The organism is Shewanella sp. 10N.286.48.B5 (assembly GCF_002874355.2).
Taxonomy (GTDB): domain Bacteria; phylum Pseudomonadota; class Gammaproteobacteria; order Enterobacterales; family Shewanellaceae; genus Shewanella.
Genome location: NZ_MCVG02000001.1, coordinates 1,729,286 through 1,753,781, shown reverse-complemented (window position 1 = coordinate 1,753,781; position 24,496 = coordinate 1,729,286). Strand labels below are relative to the sequence as shown.

Annotated in this window: 16 protein-coding genes; 11 read left to right on the top strand and 5 right to left on the bottom strand. The window is 39.3% G+C overall.

What is annotated here, in order from left to right:
• The first annotated feature begins 267 nt into the window (after positions 1-267).
• The gene (locus tag BCU57_RS07610; protein WP_102435624.1) at positions 268-990 is read left to right on the top strand and encodes a hypothetical protein; all 723 of its coding nucleotides are present in this window, start codon (positions 268-270) and stop codon (positions 988-990) included.
• A 4-nt stretch (positions 991-994) separates the two neighbouring features.
• On the opposite strand, the gene rsgA is transcribed toward BCU57_RS07610, so the two are convergent.
• Entirely contained in the window at positions 995-1,555 is a 561-nt protein-coding gene (rsgA, locus tag BCU57_RS07605) for a ribosome small subunit-dependent GTPase A (RefSeq protein ID WP_277869072.1), read from the bottom strand.
• 997 nt (positions 1,556-2,552) lie between these two features.
• Between rsgA and BCU57_RS07600 the strand changes: the two genes are divergently transcribed.
• The 8 genes from BCU57_RS07600 to lepB all read left to right on the top strand — a co-directional run bounded on the left by BCU57_RS07600 (position 2,553) and on the right by lepB (position 15,125).
• On the top strand, positions 2,553-4,055 hold the full coding sequence (locus BCU57_RS07600) for a family 16 glycosylhydrolase (protein WP_198589887.1): 1,503 nt from the start codon (positions 2,553-2,555) through the stop codon (positions 4,053-4,055).
• A 282-nt stretch (positions 4,056-4,337) separates the two neighbouring features.
• Positions 4,338-5,879 (top strand): sulfatase-like hydrolase/transferase, encoded by a 1,542-nt coding sequence (locus BCU57_RS07595; protein ID WP_102435622.1) that lies wholly within the window; start codon positions 4,338-4,340, stop codon positions 5,877-5,879.
• A gap of 324 nt (positions 5,880-6,203) precedes the next feature.
• Positions 6,204-7,571, top strand: coding sequence for a hypothetical protein (locus BCU57_RS07590; RefSeq protein WP_102435620.1), 1,368 nt, complete (start codon positions 6,204-6,206; stop codon positions 7,569-7,571).
• Positions 7,572-7,697: 126 nt separating this feature from the next.
• Positions 7,698-8,702, top strand: a complete 1,005-nt coding sequence (locus BCU57_RS07585; protein ID WP_102435618.1) for a HEAT repeat domain-containing protein — start codon at positions 7,698-7,700, stop codon at positions 8,700-8,702.
• Between the two features lie 449 nt (positions 8,703-9,151).
• On the top strand, positions 9,152-10,723 hold the full coding sequence (locus BCU57_RS07580) for a sulfatase (protein ID WP_241903428.1): 1,572 nt from the start codon (positions 9,152-9,154) through the stop codon (positions 10,721-10,723).
• A 125-nt stretch (positions 10,724-10,848) separates the two neighbouring features.
• Positions 10,849-12,753, top strand: coding sequence for a CRTAC1 family protein (locus BCU57_RS07575; RefSeq protein WP_102435614.1), 1,905 nt, complete (start codon positions 10,849-10,851; stop codon positions 12,751-12,753).
• A gap of 318 nt (positions 12,754-13,071) precedes the next feature.
• A complete protein-coding gene (locus tag BCU57_RS07570) occupies positions 13,072-14,265 on the top strand; it encodes a cation:proton antiporter (RefSeq protein ID WP_102435612.1) in 1,194 nt (397 codons plus the stop codon).
• A 188-nt stretch (positions 14,266-14,453) separates the two neighbouring features.
• Complete coding sequence (gene lepB, locus BCU57_RS07565) at positions 14,454-15,125, top strand: signal peptidase I (RefSeq protein WP_102435610.1); 672 nt, start codon at positions 14,454-14,456, stop codon at positions 15,123-15,125.
• Here lepB and BCU57_RS07560 read toward each other — a convergent pair.
• The 4 genes from BCU57_RS07560 to BCU57_RS07545 all read right to left on the bottom strand — a co-directional run bounded on the left by BCU57_RS07560 (position 15,111) and on the right by BCU57_RS07545 (position 20,850).
• Positions 15,111-15,530, bottom strand: a complete 420-nt coding sequence (locus BCU57_RS07560; protein WP_102435608.1) for a DUF3010 family protein — start codon at positions 15,528-15,530, stop codon at positions 15,111-15,113. The genes lepB and BCU57_RS07560 overlap by 15 nt on opposite strands.
• Positions 15,531-15,848: 318 nt before the next feature.
• Positions 15,849-17,207: a sodium-dependent transporter gene (locus BCU57_RS07555; RefSeq protein ID WP_102435606.1), complete on the bottom strand. Its 1,359-nt coding sequence runs from the start codon at positions 17,205-17,207 to the stop codon at positions 15,849-15,851.
• A gap of 251 nt (positions 17,208-17,458) precedes the next feature.
• The gene (locus BCU57_RS07550; RefSeq protein WP_102435604.1) at positions 17,459-17,932 is read right to left on the bottom strand and encodes an Lrp/AsnC family transcriptional regulator; all 474 of its coding nucleotides are present in this window, start codon (positions 17,930-17,932) and stop codon (positions 17,459-17,461) included.
• A gap of 368 nt (positions 17,933-18,300) precedes the next feature.
• On the bottom strand, positions 18,301-20,850 hold the full coding sequence (locus BCU57_RS07545; RefSeq protein WP_102435602.1) for a TonB-dependent receptor: 2,550 nt from the start codon (positions 20,848-20,850) through the stop codon (positions 18,301-18,303).
• 808 nt (positions 20,851-21,658) lie between these two features.
• Here BCU57_RS07545 and BCU57_RS07540 point away from each other — a divergent pair.
• Both BCU57_RS07540 and BCU57_RS07535 read left to right on the top strand, forming a co-directional pair.
• Complete coding sequence (locus tag BCU57_RS07540) at positions 21,659-23,125, top strand: sulfatase (protein WP_102435600.1); 1,467 nt, start codon at positions 21,659-21,661, stop codon at positions 23,123-23,125.
• A 160-nt stretch (positions 23,126-23,285) separates the two neighbouring features.
• Positions 23,286-24,449, top strand: coding sequence for a mandelate racemase/muconate lactonizing enzyme family protein (locus BCU57_RS07535; protein WP_102435598.1), 1,164 nt, complete (start codon positions 23,286-23,288; stop codon positions 24,447-24,449).
• The last annotated feature ends 47 nt before the right edge of the window (positions 24,450-24,496 follow it).

The following is a 24,496-nucleotide window of genomic DNA, read 5'->3' as shown; positions in this document are numbered from 1 at the left end:
CTTTTTTCTTGCTACAAGCTTTTAAATTATAAGGATTAAGTTACATATATGACATTTAGTTCGTAACTGGAAACTTAACAATAGAATCTTTTTTTAATGGTAATTCAAGTCGATTGACTTAGTGACTTAGTGACTTAGTGACTTAGTGATTTTGTGACTTAGCCAACAAATATTACCAAAAATGTTATTAGCCTCTAAACTAAAATAAGCGCTTAACGAGTTGTAATTAGCTTAGCTATATTCATCATTAAATAAAGGCAGGTAATAATGGCAAAAGATAAGCCAAGTTTTATTGAGCTATATGGGCACTTATATAACCCCGGTGATGGCTCAGTTAATCGAGCTGAGGGCTCTAATCATCAGCTTGAAGACCCTGGTAATCAAGTTAGCGGCGCTGTGAATCACACTGCGGTTAACGATAGTGGTCAATACACTAATCATTCTTTAGGGGTGTCTTTTACAAAACCTGCCGGTTGGCATTTTATGTCGTTAAAGCCGTTTACAGCATCGATAACTTCACAAGAACTTTCACAAAGTCGCTTTACCCAAAATCTTATTAATGGTGAAGATCCGATTGTAGTGATGTCGCAAATCAATGCTCAATATAGCCGCACCATGGGGCCTTCTATCAGTGTTTATGCCGAACCTTTTACTTATCAAAAAGGTGAAAGCTTGCATGGGTTAGTGAAAGGGTTTGAAGCCTTATACAAAAAAGGTTTAAAGCAATACAAGATCCTCAGCATCGCTAAAGAATTCAAAATAAATCAGTGTGACTCAATCGAATATACCTCTCAGTTTTTATTTAAAGCGACCTGGGCGGAAAAACTCACTCGGAATCGGTGCCTTATTTCGGTGAATGAACCAATTATATTCACTTTTAATATGATTGATGTACCTAAAGATGAATTAGTAAATCCCGCTAATGATAACCCTTCACATGATGCCCAATATATATTTGATCAATTTAAAGCCAGTATTCGCTACTTTTGATGGTTTATAAAGCGCCTTTTTTACGATTACGTGATTCAGACTGAACTGAGTTTATCATTTTGCCAAAGGCTTTATCTTTAGCCCTTTTTTCCGCTAAGGTGGCACCATTTAACGCTTGTTCACGCATAAGTTTTTGATAACTAGCATAGCGCCGAGCAGTAATTACCCCAGACTCTATGGCTGCACGAACCGCACAACCTGGTTCATTGGCATGACTACAATCAGCAAAACGACACTGCTGGGCTAATTCTGTAATTTCACTGAAGGTTTCATTTACGCCTTGCTCGCAAGCGCCAAGTTGTAACTCGCGCATACCTGGAGTGTTGAGTATTAAACCGCCTTGTGGCAAAGTCTTTAAGGCTCTAGAGGTAGTGGTATGACGGCCTTTGCTGTCATCTTCACGTATATCACTGGTTAATTGTGCTTCAAAACCCATAAGTCCATTTACTATTGTTGATTTATCTACACTCGACGAACCAAACATGGCAATGGTATTTCCCTGTTTACAACATGTATCTGAAGCCGAGAGTTGTCGTTGGTTTAAAACATTATTGGCATGCACCATCATGAAAGGAGCAAGGCTTTGCACTTGTTCCAATTTTTGTTATAAGTCATCCCAAAGATCTGCTTTAGTTTAAATAATTACCGGCTCAACTTGTGCTCCTTTAGTTAACGATTAATAGCCCTCTATGCAGCTTAGATTAAAATTTTTATTCGAAAAATACACAATTGACACTCACTGAAATCAATTATTATTCAACTTTACTGTCTGGGACTTTACGCTGAAATAACGACTGTCTTTCTAACAGTCTATGAAATTGATTATCACCATTAAATAACACCCAGTCACCGACACATAAACGTTTAGCGTCCTCTGAATAGGATTAATGAGATTGAACTGTCCTAATTCAGACAACACGATGACATCGCTTCGATGTGGCTCAATTACTTGCCCAATCGTAAATTCGGTTAACTAATCTAAAGAGAACTGCTGTTGAAACAAGGGGTACCAACCAAGTTGGACTAATGACAATCGTGAATTCCTTTGAATACCTTTAATGCGTCTAATCATATTTATAGTACAAATGATAACAAGCTAATGCCGTGTTTGAATGAATAAAAGCGACAATATTATCTCGCTACATGTCTCAAAAAATAGCTTTTATGTTAATAAAACGAATGAAGTTCTAACGATATTACTATTTTTATAAGCGTATCTCAGTGATTAATATCGTACCAGCAAAACAAACAGAACAAAGGCACCAAAGATTTGTTCCCCTCCAGTATCGGTTTTTAAGTATCTGTTTTTAGGTGGTATTGTGTTTTCGAATATAAGCTTTTAAGGCTGTTTAATCCATATGGATTGGCTATATGTAAAGTCTTATAAATTGAACTTTAGGTCTTGCATATGTAAACATCATATGTTTACATATGGGTTATATTTAACAAGCTTCACAAAGCTGTAAAGACAGTAACGGTTAAGATGTTGTACAGGAAGTGAAGTTCAGAACAACACACTGATCCATAGATAGCTTATCTAAAAGATAAAAGGACCATCTTTAATGAAACCTAACTTTGCCAAAAACGCTTTATTTTTGCTGATAGCCCAAAGTTTAACCGCTTGTCAGAATGATGAGACGGTTAAAGAAGACACAACAGCGACAGTCAACACTGACATGGTCACTGTTGAGCAAGTTATGCCGTACTCAGATCCGAACAATGAAGGTGGCTGGGTATTAAATACTGAAATCAGTGATGAGTTTAACGCAGATGTTATTGATCAAGAAAAATGGTTTGTTCAAGGTGCAAATGATGAATACTACATTTGGAAAGGGCGCGCACCATCGCAATTTGCGCCTCATAACGTTATTTTAGAAGATGGTTTACTCAAACTTCGCAGTCAGTGGGAACCTGACTTTGATTTTGCTGACGAAGCTTACGCAGATGGCAAAATTAAAGCCAAATATGGCACTGCAGAAAGTGGCGAGTTTATGCCTATTACTACTGCTGCTATTGTGAGTAATAAACGTTTTCTTAACGGTTATATGGAAATACGCTCTAAAGCGGTTAACGCATCCATGACTAGCGCCTTTTGGGCTATTGGTTACCAGTCTGAGCTTGATATTTATGAGCAAATTGGTAATCCAAAAATCATTGGTGATATTAAACCTGATCAATCTAAATCAACCGTTCATGATTGGAGCCCACCAGCAAAACGTCCTACACGTGTTTTTCATCATAAAGAAAACTTGCCATATCGCGTAGCTGATGAATTTCATATTTATGCAGCTGAGTGGGGTGAAGATTACTTAAACCTGTATTTAGACGGCAAATTACTGGAACGTTTTACTCAAAAAGAATTAGGCGATCGTTGGGTATTGAATAATCCACTAGAAATTTGGTTAGATTCAGAAATCTTTGCATGGCTTGGCATGCCAAATAAAGAAGAGCTACCAGCAGATTTCGAAGTTGACTATATGCGTGTGTGGCAAAAGCCTAACCCGCAGTTATTAGATAGAGCATTCTTTGGTTTTGAAGGGCCTATTTTATTCCAAGAAAATAAGCGTCCACTTAAGTTGGTACCTGAAAACTCAGCAAATAATGATTACCAAAAGTTCTGGGATATCAGTACTGAGTCAGCTAAATATGCCGAGATAACTAAAGAGCAACGCATTACAGGTTTGCGTAGCTTAAAAGTGTCAGCATTGGCTGCAGATGCTACGCAACCAATTATTATCAGCTCTCCTGAAGCTGCAGTTAAATTAGATGCTGGTAAGTATGTTTTTTCTATGCGCCTATGGGTTGATACCAGTAATTCGCTCAAAGAGTTTGATGTCACAGTCACTAACGATGCGAATACTGATGTTGGTTTTAATTTAAAGCCGATTAATTTAAGTCATATTGATCATGCACATAAAGCGCAATGGATAACCGTCAGTCAAGAAATTTACTTAACCCAAGCAGTTCCAGCGGATGCCAAACTGACAATCGCAATTGACCCTTCTCTTATAGCTAAAGAGTCAGCTTTGTTTTATATCGATGATATTTCGGTGGTTAAACAGTAAAGGGTACGACTTAGAGATATCAACATAGCTAAAAGCTAGTAAGACTGTTGTGCGGGCAATTTGGGGAAGAGTGTCAATGATCCATTTACATTCTTAAGAGCTCGCGCAGTCTTTACTCGTAGAACAATTTACTTATAAACACTTACTCATAATCACTTACTGATAAAGAAGAGCACAATCTAGCATCATTGTTCTAAGAGGTTTTGTAAGTGACTGTTGTAAAACATGATTTTAAGTAATTGTTTTAAATGAGTAGAGAAAGACCAAACAAGAGACAAAATAATGATAAACAATAATCTGAAAACATTGCTGACATTAACCTGTGTTGGAATAAGCACATTAGTAAGTCAAGTTGTGCATGCTAATGAAGCAAACGACACCAATTTAAAATCAGCACAACAAGTTCAGCCTAATGTATTGATCTTGATGTTTGATGACATGCGTTTCGATACTTTTTCTTACCGTGATGGCCCAGTTAATACGCCTAACATTGATGCGTTAGCTCATGAAGGTGTTCGATTTGATAATGCAATGACCAGTACCGGTTTATGTTCTCCATCTCGAGCTGCAATGTTTACTGGACGCTGGGGTCATAAAACAGGCTTAGATGACAACGTCGGCTTATATCATTCACGCGTTGATGAATTAAACCCAGAAGAAGGAGGCGTTATTCGCCGCGCCGTTGATGTGGGTTACAAGGTTGGCTACGTCGGTAAGTGGCATATTGGCGCTCAAGGTCCAGCATTACGAGGAGCTGAGTTTATATATGGTCACGATAAAGACGTAGAGCGTCATGGCCGTCAATGGACACCTTATGAAACACAGGCCAATATTGCGAAATTCAATCGTGGTGAGCGTGATGCTAATGGTGAAAAGCACGAATATTACCGCACTATGCCAGGCACTTTTGAAGACACTAAAGCGGGTAAAGAGGTTCGTGAAGGTCAGAAAATGTTGCGCGCAGCCGCTAAAAAAGACGAGCCTTTCTTTGGTATCGTAAGTTTTGAGCAACCGCATCCGCCTTATCGCGTTCCTGAGCCATACGCGAGTATGTTTGATCCGAAAACTGTTGAACTACCTAAGAATCATGGGATTGAACGTATTCATAAGCCGATGGCTCAAGATGATATTTGGTGGCCTTGGCACGATGTAAGCCACATGACAGATGAAGATTGGCGTAAGTCTCGGACCTTCTATTATGGAGCGATCGCAATGATCGATCATGCTGTCGGTGAACTGATTGCAACGGCTAAAGAAGTCGGCATGTATGATGATTTACGCATCATTATCATTGGCGATCAGGGCAGTATGCTAGGGGAACATAACCTTTATGATAAAGGGCCATATGCTTACGATGAATTAATGAGAATGCCATTAATTATTCGTGACCCAAGTGTTGAACCGAAGATTATCCAACGTCAAGTTTCTATGTTGGACATTGCTCCCACATTAGCAGATTGGATGACGCTTGCTGACGATGGTGATGTGGATGGCCGTTCATTGGTACCACTGATGGAACAAGGTGATGTGGCAGATAAAGGTAAAGATGATATCGCGCTATATGCCTACGAATGGTACAACGGTGGCTGGTTTGGAATAAGAGCTATCCGTACCCCAGAAATGAAATTTGTATGGAACCCAGGTGATAGTCGTGATGAGTTATATGACTTGAACAACGATCCTTACGAAATGACCAATTCAATCAAAGATCCCAAGTACAAAAAACAACTAAAACAGATGGTTAAATATATGCATGACGAACTGGTGCGCTTAGAAGATCCTTCTATCGTTAAGTTTCGTCAACATATGAAAGGCCTTTTGTAGACTTATATTTACCTTGCGAATATTACTCAAGGCGTAATGGTAAAAATAGGTAACAGTAACTTGTCACAACAATCATGAACTAAACAAAAATTGTTGTGATGACATATCGGCGCTGTGATTACAGCATCAGTATTAATGAAAGCTCATGTTAACTAAAGCATATGTTAACTAAAGCTTTTGTTAACAACTGAATGTGTCAATAACACAAGCGCCAACAATCCCTGTTTTAGATTGGAAACCACTTTTGGCTGTATAGCCAAGAGCGGGGTTTTTGCGGCTCCAATGTTGGCAAAGCAGTAAAAATAATGTGAATTAGGAGAAATTATGAACAACGTTTTTAACACCAGCATCGGGAAAACTGCCCAGACATGTTTACTCGGAAGTATGCTAACGCTTTCAATGGCATCAATGACTTATGTCGCGCCAACAGCAGCTGCAAGTATTGGTAATCAAGGCCGTTATTTTACTAACAAAGTGACCGGAGCAACTGAAACCGTCACATTATCGGGTAGTGCAGCAGTGCAAACGCGAGCACTTCAAGCCGCTATCGATCGCGCTACTAATAAGCCAAATGGCGGCGTGGTAAAAGTGATGGGTAATGATTTGAAATTGGCGCAAGTTGATTTAAAAGCCAATGTTCGATTAGAAATTCAGTCAGGTAAAACCATTAAAATGGCTGATAAAGTTTTATTTAACCTCAACCGTAATGGTCAAGGTCCTCGTGCGCCTTTAATGCAAAATGTGGAGATTACCTCAACCGGTAATGCTCGTTTTAAAATTGACGTCAATAAAAATGCCATTTTTTTAAATGCAATTCCGGTACGTGTGGGTTATGTGAAGAACTTTGCGTTATCAAATTTTGATATCAAGGATAACTATTCTATTTTCCCATCACTATTTATGGTTGCTGATAGTGACGCTAGAACAGTGGCTAACAATGCGACTTATGGTCGGATTCCTCAAAAGGGTGTTGTCGAAAATATCTCTGCTACAAAGGTGGCAGCAGGTTACGCATTGATCCAACTATTCAGCGGTAAGCAGATGCGTCTAAAGAACTTAGATGCTGAAGGGGGGTTAACCATTCGTTTAGAGCCTGGTAGTGGCAGACCATCAGATTACTTAAACCAAGCAGGTCCCCGCGTCGGTAATATTGCAGATATCAAAATGATTGATATTGAAAACACTGAAGGTATGGCTGCTTTGTTTCTAAAACCGCATCAAAAGATTTGTTCTGATATCACCGGCACCAATATCCGTGGTGTAAACAGTGCATTTACCATAATGAGCAACTCAAGTGACTCTAGCACCTTTAGCCGTGGTTATTTTGAGCGCACTAAGTTTACTGGCCGCATATCTCTGACTAAAACTAAAAACACGCCGTTAGCTGATATTGGTGCGTCGTCACAATATTTTGTCGAACCAAGTGAAAGCGCGGGCAGAACTAAGATTGCTGATTTCCCGAACGATCCTTCTGGTCGTCGCTGGCACACCAAACCAATTGCACCAGTATTGTTGGCTTCTGCGCTTAACAAAAATAATGTTGGCACAGCTGTAAAAGGGCGTTTTGGTATTGATATTTCAAATGCCAATATTACAAAAACGGGCAATTACGAACGTGCAACGAAAGTCTTTTACCGTGAAGATGCCGTCAAACTAAATGGCAAAGCCGCGACAGTGTGGATTAACAAATAAGTTTAGATTAAGCCTTAGCTTGGTCATTACGTTAATAAAAGTGTTTGAGCAGTGAGTGATTCGCCGCTCAAACACTATAAACATTAATAGTCATATTGTTGAGTGGGTCATGAAAAGGGGAATGCAGTGTTAAATCATCAAACAAATTTAGTGTTTAATATTAGAACTAATAAACAAATCGCAGCAGCCTTGTTATTTTCAGTATGCATGATGTTTATTGGTTTTCTGTTTGGGTTCTTCTTTAATGATTTAACTAATAGCGCTTCATCTAGATATGCAAGTGAATATCAAGAACGTGACCAAAACCAAGGCCAATTACAAAACTCAAACCCAAACCAAGAGAACCCAGCTCAGTTTACTGATGACTCAAACTTGATTAGGGTAACAAATAACAAACCGCAGCCAATGATTATCGATAATCTAGATTCTGTATCCAGTGAGGCAATGACATTTGAGCAATGCCAGCTGATTTCATCATTGTATGATCAACAATGGGATTTATCTTCTAATACTGAATTTTACCAGTTGATGAGTGATATTAATTCACTGCAAGATTCAGCGATTAAACAAATGGCGATAACAGCCATGTTGTCGATAACGTCTGTTGAGGATGAAGGTTTAGAAGAGGGGATATTTGAGTTTTTAATTGAAAATCCAAATGATGTTATTGCGAATCAACTATACCAACAAAATTATTCACATAAGTTATTGCCAGAACAGCGACAACAATTAAGACAGAATTTAGTCAATATAACAGATCCTAATATATTAACTGACAGCATAAAGCTGACTAGCCAAGTCAGTTACATGGCTGAAGAGAAAAAGCAGCAATTCAATCAAGCGTATCAGCAATTTTATTATTCCCCTTATGACAATGTTCGTGCTGCAGCCATTGGAGTGATTGGTGTGGTTTCAAGGGACGATGAAGTGATGTTATTAACGGATGCGCTATCAGATCCCTCAGATGCAGTCATTGATATGGCTTTAGATGTCATAGGAAAAAGACAATTAACCGATCCGCAATTACTCAGTGCATTAGAAGAATTGCATTACCAAAGAACCGATCAATTAAATACTGCGCAGCAGCGTGACATGGTAGAGCACATTCTTTTTGAATCAGGCGCTATTTGAATAAAGTGCTATTTGACTCAGGTGCTATTTGACTCAGGTGCTATTCGAATCAGGGGCTATTCGAATCAGGGGCTATTCGAATCAGGGGCTATTCGAATCAGGGGTATATGCATAAGGCTAATTCGATACATGTTTAGTCGGCAAGTATATGGTTGCAGCCGGTATAAAACTTTGAGCATGTGTATGAGATTTTGCAGGAGTTTTAATGTGAGTGTTTTCACATCTCAGTAGCTAGATTTGCTACATAAAATTGTACAGGAAAACGGCATTTATAATGCCGTTTGTATCGCGTTAAGCAAAATAAATTATCATATTTTATTAAATGAATTAAGTAACTTAGTTCTAGTAGTGATAATTTACTTTAGTGACGGTAAAGGCTTTGAGCGTTTAATGCGTAATAAGTTAATACACGCTAAATTAATACTCGCTCAGTTAATAAAGCATGATTAATGATAATTGCAGTAATTAGAGAAATGGATGTTATGAATAAATTACTTACTACAAGTTCAACATTAAGCCCTTATCAGCACTTGAATTTAAAAAGGGAAGCTAAGGTCAAGGTTAATGTTTTGGGCGTTTTCTCATCATTAGCCATGCTAGTGTCAACCTCGGTCACAGCTGTACCAGCTATCGCTGCAGAAACTTCGCATACCAGTCAGCAACAGCCGAATATACTGCTTATTTTGACTGACGATCTTGGCTATAACGACGTTGGATTTAATGGCTCGACTGATATTACAACACCAAACTTAGACGAGTTAGCTGCAAATGGGACTTCATTCTCACAAGCTTATGTGGCGCATCCATTTTGTGGTCCCAGCCGAGCGGCGTTAATGACAGGGCGATACCCACATAAAATTGGTTCTCAGTTTAATTTACCTACCAAAGGTTCATTTGTTGGCGTTCCAACCAATGAGCAATTTATCAGTAAGCTACTGCAAAATAACGGCTACAACACAGGAGCAATCGGTAAGTGGCACTTAGGTGAAGCGCCTGAGTTCCATCCCAATGCGCGTGGCTTTGATGATTTTTACGGTTTTACTGGCGGTGGGCATAATTACTTTCCTGAACAGTTTAAAGCGCAATATGCTAACCAAGTAAAACTGGGCAATACCAATATCAATCATTACATTTTGCCTTTGGAACATAATGGTAAAGAAGTTGATGAAAACGAATACATCACTGATGCGCTTTCTCGCGAAGCCAGTCGTTTCGTTGAAGATGCAGCGACCGATGACAAACCATTCTTTTTATATTTAGCCTACAACGCACCTCATGTTCCTTTAGAGGCGAAACAATCTGACATGGATATGTTTCCTAACATTACCGATGAAAAACGTAAAACCTACGCAGGAATGGTTTATGCGGTAGATCGCGGTATTGGGCGCGTTGTTGACTCGTTAGAAAAGACTAATCAATTAGATAACACCTTGATTGTCTTTTTAAGTGATAACGGCGGCAAGCTAAGCAAAGGTGCTAGTAATTACCCGTTAAAGGAAGGCAAAGGAAGCGTATATGAAGGCGGATTTAGATCGCCAATGTTGTTTCACTGGCCTAAACAAGTTGCTGCTGGTCAGCGCTTCGAACATCCCGTGTTAGCGTTAGATTTATATCCGACATTTGCAGCGTTAGCTGGCATAACAATTCCGAGTCAAAAAAGGTTAGACGGTAAAGATATTTGGCCTGCATTTAGTGCCGGAGAAGATCCGCATAAAGATGAGCTCTTTTATGTTTTACGTCACCGTAAAGGCTATAGCGATGCATCTGTTCGCCGCAATCAATGGAAAGCGGTAAAGCAGGGTGACAAGCCTTGGCAATTGTTTAATGTTGAAGTGGACTTAAATGAAACCAATGATTTAAGTAAAAAGCATAAAACAATGTTGATTGACATGGTGCGTGAGATGGAAAAGTGGAGTTGGGATAATAAACAACCGCTTTGGTTCCATGAAGCCTATGAAGGCGCTGATTGGCGTTTAAAAGGCATGCCGCGTTTCGATCAAACCTTTTCTACCAGCAAGTAGATTTGACTCTCACTCATCTTAATTGATTGTGTTTATATCATTAGTTATGCACTATTAAAGCTCATCGGTATTAACTCATTAATCTAATTGAGTTAATACCATGACCCTTCATGCAGGAAGCACTCATGTTACAGTTTAGAAAATTATCGACGGCGCTCGCTGTCAGTTTAGCTATTGGCAGTTTGTTAGGTTGTGAAACTACAACTCAAGACTCTGGTTCAGCAGACACAGTGACCAATCAACGCATATTATTCTCAGACCAGCACCAAGATATCAAACTGGAAAGTGTTAATCGCCGTAAATGGGATAATCCGGTGATAGCCGATTTTGACCAGGATGGTTATCCAGACCTTTTGCTGACAGATCATGGATATTCAGTAAAGCTTTATTGGAACAATCAAGGCACATATTCGAAAGGTCATGATTTGATTGTGGGTGACATGCATGGCATTGGTGTTGCAGATTTTAATCAAGACGGAAAAGTTGATATTTTAATTTCTCGTGGAGGCGGTTCAGGCTCCAATGCACGTAATGCCAAGCTGTATTATTTTGATGGCCGAACGATCATTGAAGGTAATGAATTTACCCCGCCATTACAAAACTTACGTGGCAGAACCAGTAAGTTTTTTGATGCAAATAACAATGGTGAATTAGATTTAATATTAATGGGTTTTCCTTCGCGGGCTAAGGGGCCAAAACCTAAAAGTACGACTGAAAACTTTATTTATCAAAATGACGGTAAAGGCAATCTCAGTTATGCGACAGATTTACCGCAAACCTATCAGGATGGGCAAAAAATACTAATTACTGACTTTAACAATGACAAGATTGATGACTTACTTATATACGGTCATGGCCGACTAATCGCTTTAAAGGGAAATGGTGATTTAACTTACACAGAAGTGACTAATGGTGTGTTTGCGCAAGATATAAAACATGTCACTGGTATAGCTGAAATTGATTATGATAATGATGGTGACTTTGACCTCTATCTTACTAGAGCAAGACCATTTGAAGCGGGTGACACCTTCTTTGATAAAGCCAGAAATACTTTTGCCTTTTATACTAAACGTGGCAAGTTCCGCTTTGAGGATTTAATCATTGGTGACACTTTTGAATTAGAAAACTACCAGTCACCTTATCCAAATCAAGATGTGTTTATAGGAGAGGGAGCTTATAAGTACCAATTTGAAGGTGAGCGTCATAGTGGACAAAACATCAAGTTGGTTAGCAGTAATGCATTAGGCTGGCCTGACAAACTACCTAATAAAGGGCTATATGTTGGTTACGTAGGTAATGATACCTGGCGGATCGCAGGAAATACCTTCTCGCCAACGACTGGGGTAGTTAAAGGTGTTGAGCAATATGACGCAACAGAGCAATTGCCTGCGCCTAAAGACATGTTACTTGAGAATCGACATGGAAAATTTGTCAATGTCACGGCTAAGGCTAATCTAGTGATGAATGAGCATACTTCAAGTGTCGCGGTGGCAGACTTTAACAACTCAGGGTATCAAGATGTGTTTGTGGTTAAGCAAGGAGATTTGTCTCAGGCAACAGAACAGCTACTTTGGCTTAATAATGGTGATGGTACATTTACAGTTCAAGCGCACCATGGCATTAAATCACTGGAGCTCGGCGCAGCAGGCTCTGGCAGTGATGTGGTTGATTACAACAGAGATGGTTTTAATGATCTTGTTTACGCAAATGAGCGCGGTCAATGGCATGTTTACAAAAACCAAGCGGTCAATCGCGATACGGGGAATGCGAACTTCACTGTAGTAACAGTTAATAACTCACCAAAGGATAAAGCAACTGCACAAGGGGCTTTGGTAAAACTTAGTGCTTGTGGCAGTAGTCAAATTAGGCGAGTCGGCGCATCTGGTGCGCCTTACACGCAATCTTATAATCAACAAATCCATTTTGGGTTGGGCGAATGTCAGCAAATTGATTCAGTTGAGGTCATTTGGACTAATGGCGAAACGTCGACATTTAAAGACATTAACCCTAATCAGATTAATTTATTATGATGACTTTTGTCACGAAGCTAACACTATCTGTAGTCGTTAATGTGAAATTGTATTCTTTAACTGTTTAAGATAACTTTAGCTATTGATTTAAGGGCTATTTATATCAATTGATTCTAGCATTAAGTAGATTAACTAACTGGCCTCGATATATCTCGAGGCTTTTTTATGGTGGATATTTGGGCTTGCCTACTAAAACTTGTCGTGCAGGATAATAAATAGGTCATAATCATTGGGTGATGTAATCTAGGTATTTTTAATAATGATTAAATTTAGATGATGCAATGAATTGCGTTAGCGCTTCGATAGGGAGATTGAGTCATGTATTTAGAATTAGCGATATTAGCTGTTTTCGCTTTTAGCTACAGTTTAATTGCAGGCCGAGTCGAGCGATCGATGATATCTGGCCCTATGGTGTTTGTTGTCGTGGGTTTCATACTGGGACCGTCAGCTTTTGGCTGGTTGGGCAATGAACTCGGTAATTCAGCTATGCGGGTGTTTGCCGATTTAACCTTGGCTGTGGTGTTATTTTGTGATGCCTCAAACAGTAATTTATCGATATTAAAACAGCATATTAATATTCCGACGCGGATGCTGCTATATGGGCTTCCAGGTGCCATTGGGTTAGGTTTTATTGCTGGTTATCTACTGTTTCCCAATTTATCTCTATTTGAACTCGCTGCGTTGGCAACAATGTTAGCTGCAACCGATGCCGCCTTAGGTAAAGCTGTGGTTTCCAGCCCTGTAGTGCCTGCAAAAATTCGTGAAGGTCTCAATATTGAAAGTGGCTTAAATGATGGGATTTGTGTACCTATTTTATTTGTATTTCTTGCGCTTGCTGGTGGCAGTATTGCAGAAGGGCAAGTATCCCATTTAGCAATGACCTATTTAGCTGAAGAATTAGGCATTGGTTTAGCGGTGGGGTTATCAGCAAGCTTTATCGCATCAAAGTTAATCAGATACAGTTATAAGAAAAATTGGATCACTGAGGCTTGGAGCCAAAACATTGTCTTAAGTCTAGCGCTATGTTGTTTTGCTATTTCTCAACAATTGGAGGGGAGTGGTTATATTGCGGCGTTTTCTGGTGGGTTGTTGTTTGGATACTTGATGAAAGACGTCAAACATAAATTGATATTACCCACAGAAGGTATTGGCGAAATTCTCGCATTACTGACTTGGATGTTATTTGGTGCCATTGTCATTGGCAATGCTATTGAAACGTTTACTTGGACGATGCTTCTGTATGCTCTACTAAGTTTAACTGTTGTTAGAATGATACCTATCTTCATATCTTTGGGGCGAAGAGGTGAGAATGTCCCTTCAAGATTATTTTTAGGCTGGTTTGGACCCCGCGGTTTAGCATCCATTGTGTTTGTTATCATCATGCTTGATCGTGATTTGCCGGGGGGTGACTTTATTGCGATGACAGTTATTTGTACTGTTTTTATCAGTCTTATTGCCCATGGCGCGTCAGCAAATATATTAGCTAAATGGATCAGCACGCGGGTCAAATAAATGCATAGAAAGGGAAGTACTTAGCTTCCCTTTAAGCATTTCTATATCAGGCATAATAATGCCACACTTCTGCTTAATTAAATTCGCACATCATATTGAAGATTAAACATCATTTAAACTCACTGTTGTATTGCATTCCATTTCGCTAATCTACAAGTGAATTTGTTATTTAATAAAATGGAGTTTATATGACGAACAGGATTATAAAAGCGATTAAAGCTAATAAATCGATATTGTTATTTATTATCTTAATGAGTGTTTTTAGAAGTGCCGTTGCAGATTGGTATACTGTGCCGTCAGGTTCAATGAAACCGACAATCATCGAAGGTGATAGGTTATATGCTGATAAAATGGCTTATGATTTACGAGTACCTTTTACGCACATTTCGCTTTATAAGATTGCAGATCCTCAGCGCGGCGATATTATTATTTTCGAATCTACAGCTGCTGATAATAGACTGGTTAAACGTGTCATTGGCGTACCAGGGGATGTCATTGCATTGACGGATAATGTGCTCAGCATTAATGGAAATACATTAGCCTATCAACCAATAAGTGCAACGGATTCATCCGAGGACAAAATTGAGCAATTATTTTCTGAAACTAGCACGGTTAACCATTTCGTTCGCACCAGTAACAGTGGCTCTAGGCTTTCAAATTTTTCTCAGGTTACCGTACCAGAAGGTCATTACCTAGCACTAGGCGATAACCGTGATCATAGTTCTGATTCTCGAGTGATTGGTTTTGTACCTAGAGATGAAATCATAGCCAAAACATCCAGTGTAGTAATGTCATTTGACTATGATAATTACTACATTCCACGTTCAGAGCGCTTTTTACATAGCTTAATTGAGGGCTAGTGCTTCATAAGCCAGATCATAAGCTTTGCCCAAGTCGACTGTTTTAGGTTTGGCTGACTTATGATCTGCTTCACGCTTATCGGTAGCTCTTAACGTTGCTGGATGCACAAAATCTATTTCACAATTTAATGTAGCTAATATGGCGCCTTCTAATAAAAAAGTTCCCGCACCACCAGCTCCTTGACCTGTGGTAGAGCGTCGATTAATCACCGCTTTATTGATGTTGTTGGCGTTACAATAGTCCATAATTTGTTGTACTAGTTCTTTCACATCTTTTTGCTCAGGGTGCTTATTCAAAGCGAGCTTATTGAATTTAGCATTAACCATTTCATGACAGGTTCTGCTGCCCGTTAAAGTTACTATTCGCATTTCATTAGCTTTAAGCATGATGCCCATCACATTCATTAGATGATTCTCTTTTGTTTTTTATTAATAATTCAATGCCTTATGTAAACTAATGACATTATTACTATACTGGGATAGTTTAATTTATCATGACACTGTTTATTTATACAGTGTTATGTGTAACCTGATTTGTAGATGTGACATGATTTGTAGATGTGAAATGGGAAGTGTAAATCGCTTATATTTTACAGTGATAAAAAAGGCCATGTCGTCATGGCCTTTGTGTGATTGATTATTGTCTTAAAAAGATCCCTTTACAGACTCAATGTTTAATAACGACTTTGCAGATGAACCCCTCGCTTGCAGATAAGCCTCTAGCTAACCAATAAATAATTGTAGAATTATCACTGTTATTAATAGCGGACAAATATACTTAACGTAGACAGGCCATAAGCGCCAAAAAAAGCTATCTGGGTTAACAGAATCCTGCTGCGCAATATCTTCCATTAACTTATTTCTATGCCAAACCCAACCCATGAATATCGCAATACCTAAAGCAATTAAAGGCTGTGCTCGCTCTGTTGTTAAGGTAATGATAAGTCCGAATAATGCACTAAAGTTAAACACAATGATGCTGGCCAAGATGGCGATAAAGACGCCGACAACTAACGTCGCTTTGTTGCGGTTTAATGATGTCTTTTCGACGATATAGCTGGTGGGCACTTCAACAATCGACATAGCAGAAGTTAATCCGGCAATGGTCATTAACGTAAAAAACACGATAGCGATAATATATTGACTGATGCCACCAATAGAGTCGAATAATGCAGGTAGAACACTAAACACAAGCGTATCTGAGTTGAGTAAGCTGCCATCGTCTGCAAATATTTGAACGCCATTATGTTGCGCCACGTACATTGCTGGAATAATCATTAGCGCAGCAAGAAAAGCTACCATAGTGTCAGTTAACGTGACGTAAGCAGTTAATTGGCCGATGTTCTCTTGTTTATTTAGATAGGCGCCATAAACCATCATCGCTCCTGTTCCCACAGTTAATGAGAAGAAGGTTTGTCCTAAGGCACCAATTAATACATCAGCATTAAATATCATTGAAAAGTCAGGAACTAATAATACCTTTAAACCTTGCATTGCCCCTGGTTGAGTTAAGATATAAACCGCCCCTAACACCAGCATTATCAGCAACAATGGCATTAAACGCTTAGACCAACGCTCGATACCTTTTTGGATCCCTTGTCGGATCACTAGAACAACTAACGCGATAAACACTAAAGAAAAGACTAAGTTCCTTGAAACTGAAAACTTGGTAAACCAGTTTGCAATATCAGGTTGGTCTGCCATTTGTGCAATGGGTGCTAGCGCAAAACTGACAAACCAGCCTGAAAGAATACTGTAAAAGGTACAAATCAGTGTTGCTGTGATAATCGAAATCATACCGATCGTTTTACCGATCTGCTTTGATATTGCAGAATTGCCCAGTTTTGCCATGGCATCTGCAGGGTTAGTTTGACCATGACGACCCACCATTAACTCAGCCATCAGCATTGGGTATCCCAGTAGGATAATGAGCAACACATATACGAGTAAAAACGCGCCACCGCCGTGGGTTGCTGCTTGTGTTGGGAATCCCCAAATATTACCCACACCTACAGCAGAACCTGCTGCGGCCATAATAAAACCGATTCTTGAACTAAAATGTCCGTTTGCTTGTGCACTCATGATGACTCTCTGATGAGGATGAAAATATAAAGAGCGCGCATGATAGTGTTTTATTGACGTGGTGCAATGGTTTTATATTGCTAAATTAATACCTGTGGCGATATTTAATTGCTGTATATGGAGGGTGTGTAGAAAATTAATGTGATATTTTCGCATTGATTGAAATATGTTTTCGCCATAGCAACCAAGAAGGTTTGTTGGCGCAATTTTATTTATTTTTACTGATTGGTACAAAGTTGATATAGCGCACATTAACTGATGGGAATGGCTGTGCTACTTTTCACTTTTTTAAGTACAAAGCTTGAATGGATCCCTGCTATATGTGGGTTTGTCGTGAGTTTATCCAGTAAGAATACTTTGTAATGCTGCATATCTTTGACTAACACTTTAAGGTGATAGTCAGCTTCACTGCCGGTGATTAAACTGCATTCTTGAACTTCTTCATAATTAATAATATCGGCTTCAAATGCTTCTAATATGTCACTGGCGTGTTTTTCTAAGCGGATTTGAATGTACACAGTTAAGGCTAGGTTGAATTGTTCTGCATTTAATAGTGTTGCGTAACCTGCAATAAAACCAGCATCCTCTAAAGCTTTAACTCTACGAGAACACGGAGAAGGTGATAACCCCACATTGATTGCTAATTCTTGATTGGATAATCGCCCATGGCGTTGTAGCGCTGAGAGAATCGCGAAATCAATTTTGTCTAAGGTGAGTTGTGTCATGGTGATCCTAGTAAGGTTCTCGATAATTGGCAATCCGACAATTACAGATAATTTAGCAAGCAAGAAAAAAATTTACATAGAATTATAATCCTCATGATGTGTGAAGTAACGACTTCTTATGCTGTAGACATAAAAAACACCCGAAGGTGTTTTTGATACTTCCATCATGTTTAGCAATCACTGTGTTAAAAATCGCAAATTCAACGTAGGGCGAATGAGACAGGAAAGGGGATATCTCATTCGCCCGTTATTGAACTGGTTAGCAACATACTTGTTAGTAACGTACTTGTTAGCTACGTGCTGTATTGCTTTAAGCCTTACTATCACTGTTGGGGCAATGACAGTAAGGCAACATGGATTAAACGAGCTTAGAAAGCATATTGCACGCTGCCGCCAAAGAAACGGTTCCAATCACGAGGGTAGAAGGCTTGTCCATAACCTTCTTGGTTGGTGTTTTGACGTGTGGTATATGGCTTGTCGAATAAGTTCTTCACATATAGGCTGAAACGTAAATTGTCTTGGCCAAAGTTAAAGTATAAATCCCAAATACTTGAAGAAGGGTTAGCATTTTGATCAAGCGCTAGCTCATTAATAGTTTGTGTATGCGCACCGTTATAACGCCAAGCTGCTTGTACGTTACCATTCCAGCCAGTGTTACCGAATTCAGTAGAGTATTTCAGTGTACTAAATACTTGCTGCTCAGCATTATTCGGGAAAGAAAGGCCTGTTTGATCAAATGTTTGACGACCGGTTACAGGATCAGTGTTACAACGATCTGCTAATTCGCCACCATCACCTGCAGGACAGTTAATTGGTGTATCTGAGAAATCTTCGTAACGCGCATCAAAAATGGCGTAACTTGCGGTCCAACGTAAATCTTCTGTGATATCAACTATCGCATCAGCTTCGAAACCCGTTGAGCGTGCTTCTTTTGCATTCACGTAGCCTGCGAAAACGATATTCTCTTCTTCATCAATCACACGTGTTGCGCGTACTTGATAATCTTCAACTGTCATATCAAAGTAAGTGATGTTGAATAGTACGTCATTATCAAAAAAGCCAGTACGTAAACCAACTTCAAAGTTACTTGATTGCTCAGGTTTTGTTGGGAATTGATCAGCATCTAATGGGTTAGTATTTGTAGTAACAAAATACGAAGAACCTTTATAACCCGTTGAGTAATTGACGTAAGCACGAATTGAATTGGTAAAGTCGTAACCGACAACAGCCTTGTAAATAAATGCATCATCAGAATCTGAGAACTTGGTTTTTTCAGTTTGACGCTTAATCAATGAAGGATCTGTTTGAGACATTGCTAACACATCAGCGTATGTATCCATACCAATCCCATCTGATGGTGCAAACAAATCAGTACGCTCGAACGTTGCTTCACCTTCTTCATGCAGAGCACGGAATCCGAAAGTGGCATCTAGTTGATCTGTAATTTGGTATTCAAATTGACCGAAGATGGCAAAGTTTTCGAAGTTAGTGGTGAAGTTACCACCAGAGAGCAAACGGCCTGGATTTAGGCCGGCCATCATACTTTCGTCAAACTGTTGGCCTTCGTACATGCTTAAGAAGTTTCTTGTAGACTGGCGATCGTAACAACCAGATAACTCACCGCCATTGATAAAGCCGAAGTTACCAGCGATACAACCATCTCGGTTTTCTGAACGTTGACCTTCAGTGTTGTGATAAAACAGACCTACAATCCAATCAAACTTTTCATTATCGAATGAGCTTAAACGAATTTCTTGTTGGTTCACGATAACAGATTCATTACCGCCAAATGCTGAACGCTCTAGTGGGAAGTTTAAAGTGAAAAAACCTGAACTGTTATATAGGTCGAAGTCTCGGTAACTACCATTATATGAAAGGGTTAAGTCATCATTAAGGTAATAATCAGCAGCAATAGAGAAACCTAAGTTTTCAGTTGAACCATAGTTTGCTTCGGGGTTACGAGCAGTAACAGGTTTACCTGTATCATCAAAAGATTTTGAAGAATTGATACGGTTATAAGTTGTGCCTTCAATGATGCCATCATCTTTAATGTTGATGATAGGTTTAGGGCCGTAATCTGGATTAACCGGACCAATCTGTGTCATTGAACAACAGTTACTGTCAGTTTCTGCATATTCAGCACGGAACAAGATATTAAATTGCTCGCCATCATCATAAAGAAGTTGACCACGTAAACCTGATTGATCTTTTTCACCTATTTTATAATCTTCATGACCTGGCATTGTATTGTCAATCCAACCGTCAACTTCGCTCCACTGTGCGTTCATTCGAAACGCCCAATTGTCAGAGAATGGCACATTCACTACGCCACTAACATTTATACCATTGTCTTGGGTGAGTTCGGTTCTAACTTTACCGCTAACGCCATTTAAATTAGGCTTTTTGGTCACATAATGCAGCATACCGGTTGAGGTGTTTTGACCAAATAAGGTGCCTTGAGGACCACGTAACGCTTCAACACGTTCAACATCGGCAACCGCAAGGTTTAGCATAGATTGACGGGGTAATACTTCACCATCAATAACCACAAGGTTTGAAGATTGCAAACCGATAGAGTTAGTAAAAGTACCAATACCACGGGTTTTTAATGTTGTTGTTCTAATTTCAGTACTGTCATCGATACCAAAGCCCGGTAGGTATTTAACGAGGTCGAAACCGTCTTGGACACCCATTTTTTCGACTAAATCACCATCCAAAACTTCAATAGAGACGGGAACATCTTTTAGTGCCTGCTCACGTTTTTGCGCGCTTACCATGATGACTTCAATGTCTTTAGTTGAAACCGCTTCTTCATTAGGCGCATCTACAACTTCCGCAGCATATAGGTTGCTTGAGAAGGCTGCAAAAGAACAACCAGCCAGCAATATTGCTTTATGCAATTTACTATATTTAGGCATTTTCTTACTCCGTGTATTTATTATTTATGTCTTATTGCGGGAAATAAATTCCCCCCCCATACAAATCAGAACTTGGTAAACCACGACTTAATGTTTACAGCGTATTTAAATAAGCTTGTTAGTATATGTATAAAAAACAGGCAATACAGTTCATATGAAGTATTTAAACATATGATGTTTAAATGTGCAACATGTTAAATATTTGTTGTTATTACGGTGCTATAGCATTGATTTATTATCATTTATCAGAGAAATTGTCGGGTTTTGTGGTGGTTTTGTAAATGAAATTTGTTAAAAAAACTTCTTCAATCGAATAGGAATTCGTTAAAATTTTGGCGATTTTTGTATGAAATGTTTGCTGTATCAACAAAGGTAATAGGCTTTTAGATAATATTTTTGTTTGATATATATTCCGAGAAAATAAATTTAAGTTTCTATAATTACAGGGTAAAAAGTATTGATCGCACCAAATGTATGCTCTTTAGTCTCCATTTGTTGTGCCATAAATGATTGGTTGGTACAACATACTGTTTACAAGTGCAAACATCATATGTTTAAATATTTGTAACGTTTTACTGTTTGTTAATTGTTAAGTTAATGTGAGGCAAACTTGGTCTAATACTTTAGACGAGGTTTAGCTGCTTACCTGGCGTGATTTGTCACTGATTTTGATAGTTGAAGTTTGGCACCGTTTGTAGAAGTGCCAAACATGGCTAGTCATTATGAGCCAACGCTTCATTAGACAGCTTTGCGCGAACAAACAATATTAACGATGACAGTCGTTGTGAATACATGGAGCAGTTTCTAAATGAAAGTAAGAATAATCAAAAGCGTAGTGATATTGTCTAGCCTGTTAACCCTTAACGTCTATGCGCAAGGTGAGACGAGACAACAAACACAGAAACAGTCTGAAGCGAAGCTCACTACTGCGACTGACAAACCAAATATCATTCTCATTTTTGCCGATGATGCCGGCTATGGCGACTTTGGCTTTCAAGGCAGTCAAATCATGCAAACCCCGCATTTAGACAATATTGCAGAGCAAGGGGTTATTTTTAGTCAAGGCTATGTGAGTGATGCAACCTGTGGTCCATCGAGAGCTGGATTAATGACAGGTAAATATCAGCAAAGATTTGGCTACGAAGAAATCAACGTACCGGGTTTTATGAGTGATAACTCAGCGTTATTAGGGCCTGAAATGGGCTTGCCAGTTGATCAAACAACCATGGCAGACTACTTAAAAGAACAAGGTTATAAAACTGCCGTATTGGGTAAGTGGCATTTAGGCAGCGCCGAACGGTTCCATCCATTAAACCGCGGTTTTGACGAGTTTTTAGGTTTTAGAGGTGGCGATCGCAGTTACTTTAAATACCCAAAACAAATTGAAAATGACCCTAACAGCACTATGTATGACAAACAACTAGAACGCGGAATAGGCCATTTTGAAGAAAGAGAAGGCTACTTAACGGACATTCTTGGCCAAGCCGCTGCAGACTTTATTGAGCAAAATAAACACGATCCATTTTTCATCTATCTTGCCTTTAATGCTGTGCACACTCCGATGGAGTCAAAGCCTGATGATCTACTTAAATTCCCAAAATTATCGGGAAAACAACAAGAGTTAGCCGCCATGACCTTAGCCATGGATAGAGCAACCGGCATAGTGATGAACAAACTTGAAGCACTCGATTTAGCTGATAATACTATCGTGGTATTTACCAATGATAATGGTGGTCCAACCGATAAAAACGCATCGAACAATGCACCATTAGCAGGCACGAAATCTAATCATTTAGAAGGTGGGGTCCGTGTGCCATTTATCATGAGCTGGCCAGCAAAAATTAAATCTAATCAACGTTATGACTATCCAGTTAGTACCTTAGATTTATTACCTACTTTTGTTGCAGCCGCAGGTGGTGCTGATAAAGTAACAGATACTGACGGCGTTGATTTGCTGCCTTATATAAACGGCGACAATGTAAGTCGACCGCATCAACAGATGTTCTGGAAAAAAGAAACGCGCGCTGTGATTCGCGATCAAGATTGGAAGCTTATTCGTTTTCCTGATAGACCTGCAGAGTTATATAACTTAGCTGATGATATTGGCGAGCAACACAATCTTGCAGCAGCAGAGCCTGAGCGCGTTAAAAAGATGTTCAAAGATTTGTTTACTTGGGAGCTCACTTTAGAGCGTCCGCGCTGGTTATTAAAGCGTAAGTTTGAAAAATACGATATGGACAGAATGGATAAATATCGTTTGCCAGCGACGCAGTAAGTTAAGTTACTTTAACTAAGTTCTTTTACTTTAGCCAAGAGCCTGTTAACTAGCGTAAAAAGTTAAATTATTGGCAAGTAGATTAACTGGCTTCGGTGTAGTCATCGCCAAGAACAGAATAACCGCAAAAATAATGATAATAATTAGATGGTGCATTTAAATGAAAATTGAATCTGTAGAAGCGCTGCTAGGCTGTGTTGGTAGTCGTAATCAGTTACTTGTAAAAGTAGTTACAGAATGCGGAATTATCGGCTGGGGAGAGTCTGGTTTATCTAACCGTGAATATGCAGTGATGGGCGCTGTTAAACACTTTTCCCAGTTTTTAAAAGGCAAAGATGCAAGACAAATAGGTCGTATTTGGCAAGAGCTTTATCGAAGTCACTACTTTGAAGGTGGCAGGGTAATAACAGCTGCCATATCAGCAATTGATATTGCGCTTTACGATATTTTGGGTAAAAAGCTAAATGTACCAGTTTATCAATTGTTAGGGGGTAAACAGCGAGACAATATTCCTTGTTTTGCTTGTTGCTATACTGAGGCAGATCCTGACCGTTTAGATGAACTCGTTAACGAAGCTAAAGCGCTAATAGAACTAGGCTGGACCACAATTCGAGTGATCCCAAGTCGCTTTGACGATCCTAAATTATTTGAACCACAAGAGTCTATTACTCGCACAGCACGTTGTTTAAATGAGCTACGCAAAATTCTTGGACCAGATATTACCTTGGGGATTGATTATCACCATAGACTAAGTGTGGCGGAAACGGCTTCATTTTGTCAGCGATTAGCACCAGATACGCTGGACTTTATCGAAGAACCTATTCGCAATGAATCACCTGATGCTTATAAAACACTGCGCACCATGACAAATATTCCGTTTGCTATTGGTGAAGAGTTTAGTTCGAAATGGGCGGCCAAACCTTATATTGAACAAGGGTTAACTCAATATCTACGTGTCGATGTTTGTAATATTGGTGGCCTAACTGAAGCGATGAAAGTCGCAGGGTGGGCTGAAGCGCATTATATAGATGTGATGCCTCACAACCCATTAGGGCCGGTCTGTACAGCTGCAACAAATCACTTTGCCGCAGCTTTAGCTAATTTTAGTTTAATGGAAACCCATCAAGGACCATTCAGTCCATTCGGAGCCCATGACACTAATTTATTCCCATTACAGCACGAACTTGAAGGTAACGTTTTTATGTTGCCAGATGTTCCAGGTTTGGGTGTAGAAGTAAATGAAGCGGCATTTAGACAAGCAACCCCCATAGAGACAGAAGCCCCACATTTAAGTAAACGTGATGGTTCACATACTAATTGGTAATCAGAACTATTCTGAAAGTGGCGCAAAATACCACAGGCGAATCAAAG

Excerpts from the sequence above, each read along its gene's own strand:
- lepB (WP_102435610.1), top strand. The coding sequence starts at position 14,454 with ATGACGAACAGGATTATAAAAGCGATTAAAGCTAATAAATCGATATTG.
- BCU57_RS07590 (WP_102435620.1), top strand. The coding sequence starts at position 6,204 with ATGAACAACGTTTTTAACACCAGCATCGGGAAAACTGCCCAGACATGT.
- BCU57_RS07545 (WP_102435602.1), bottom strand. The coding sequence starts at position 20,850 with ATGCCTAAATATAGTAAATTGCATAAAGCAATATTGCTGGCTGGTTGT.
- BCU57_RS07555 (WP_102435606.1), bottom strand. The coding sequence starts at position 17,207 with ATGAGTGCACAAGCAAACGGACATTTTAGTTCAAGAATCGGTTTTATT.
- BCU57_RS07600 (WP_198589887.1), top strand. The coding sequence starts at position 2,553 with ATGAAACCTAACTTTGCCAAAAACGCTTTATTTTTGCTGATAGCCCAA.
- BCU57_RS07580 (WP_241903428.1), top strand. The coding sequence starts at position 9,152 with ATGATAATTGCAGTAATTAGAGAAATGGATGTTATGAATAAATTACTT.
- BCU57_RS07575 (WP_102435614.1), top strand. The coding sequence starts at position 10,849 with ATGTTACAGTTTAGAAAATTATCGACGGCGCTCGCTGTCAGTTTAGCT.
- BCU57_RS07550 (WP_102435604.1), bottom strand. The coding sequence starts at position 17,932 with ATGACACAACTCACCTTAGACAAAATTGATTTCGCGATTCTCTCAGCG.
- BCU57_RS07570 (WP_102435612.1), top strand. The coding sequence starts at position 13,072 with ATGTATTTAGAATTAGCGATATTAGCTGTTTTCGCTTTTAGCTACAGT.
- BCU57_RS07595 (WP_102435622.1), top strand. The coding sequence starts at position 4,338 with ATGATAAACAATAATCTGAAAACATTGCTGACATTAACCTGTGTTGGA.
- BCU57_RS07610 (WP_102435624.1), top strand. The coding sequence starts at position 268 with ATGGCAAAAGATAAGCCAAGTTTTATTGAGCTATATGGGCACTTATAT.
- BCU57_RS07535 (WP_102435598.1), top strand. The coding sequence starts at position 23,286 with ATGAAAATTGAATCTGTAGAAGCGCTGCTAGGCTGTGTTGGTAGTCGT.
- rsgA (WP_277869072.1), bottom strand. The coding sequence starts at position 1,555 with ATGGTGCATGCCAATAATGTTTTAAACCAACGACAACTCTCGGCTTCA.
- BCU57_RS07540 (WP_102435600.1), top strand. The coding sequence starts at position 21,659 with ATGAAAGTAAGAATAATCAAAAGCGTAGTGATATTGTCTAGCCTGTTA.
- BCU57_RS07560 (WP_102435608.1), bottom strand. The coding sequence starts at position 15,530 with ATGAATGTGATGGGCATCATGCTTAAAGCTAATGAAATGCGAATAGTA.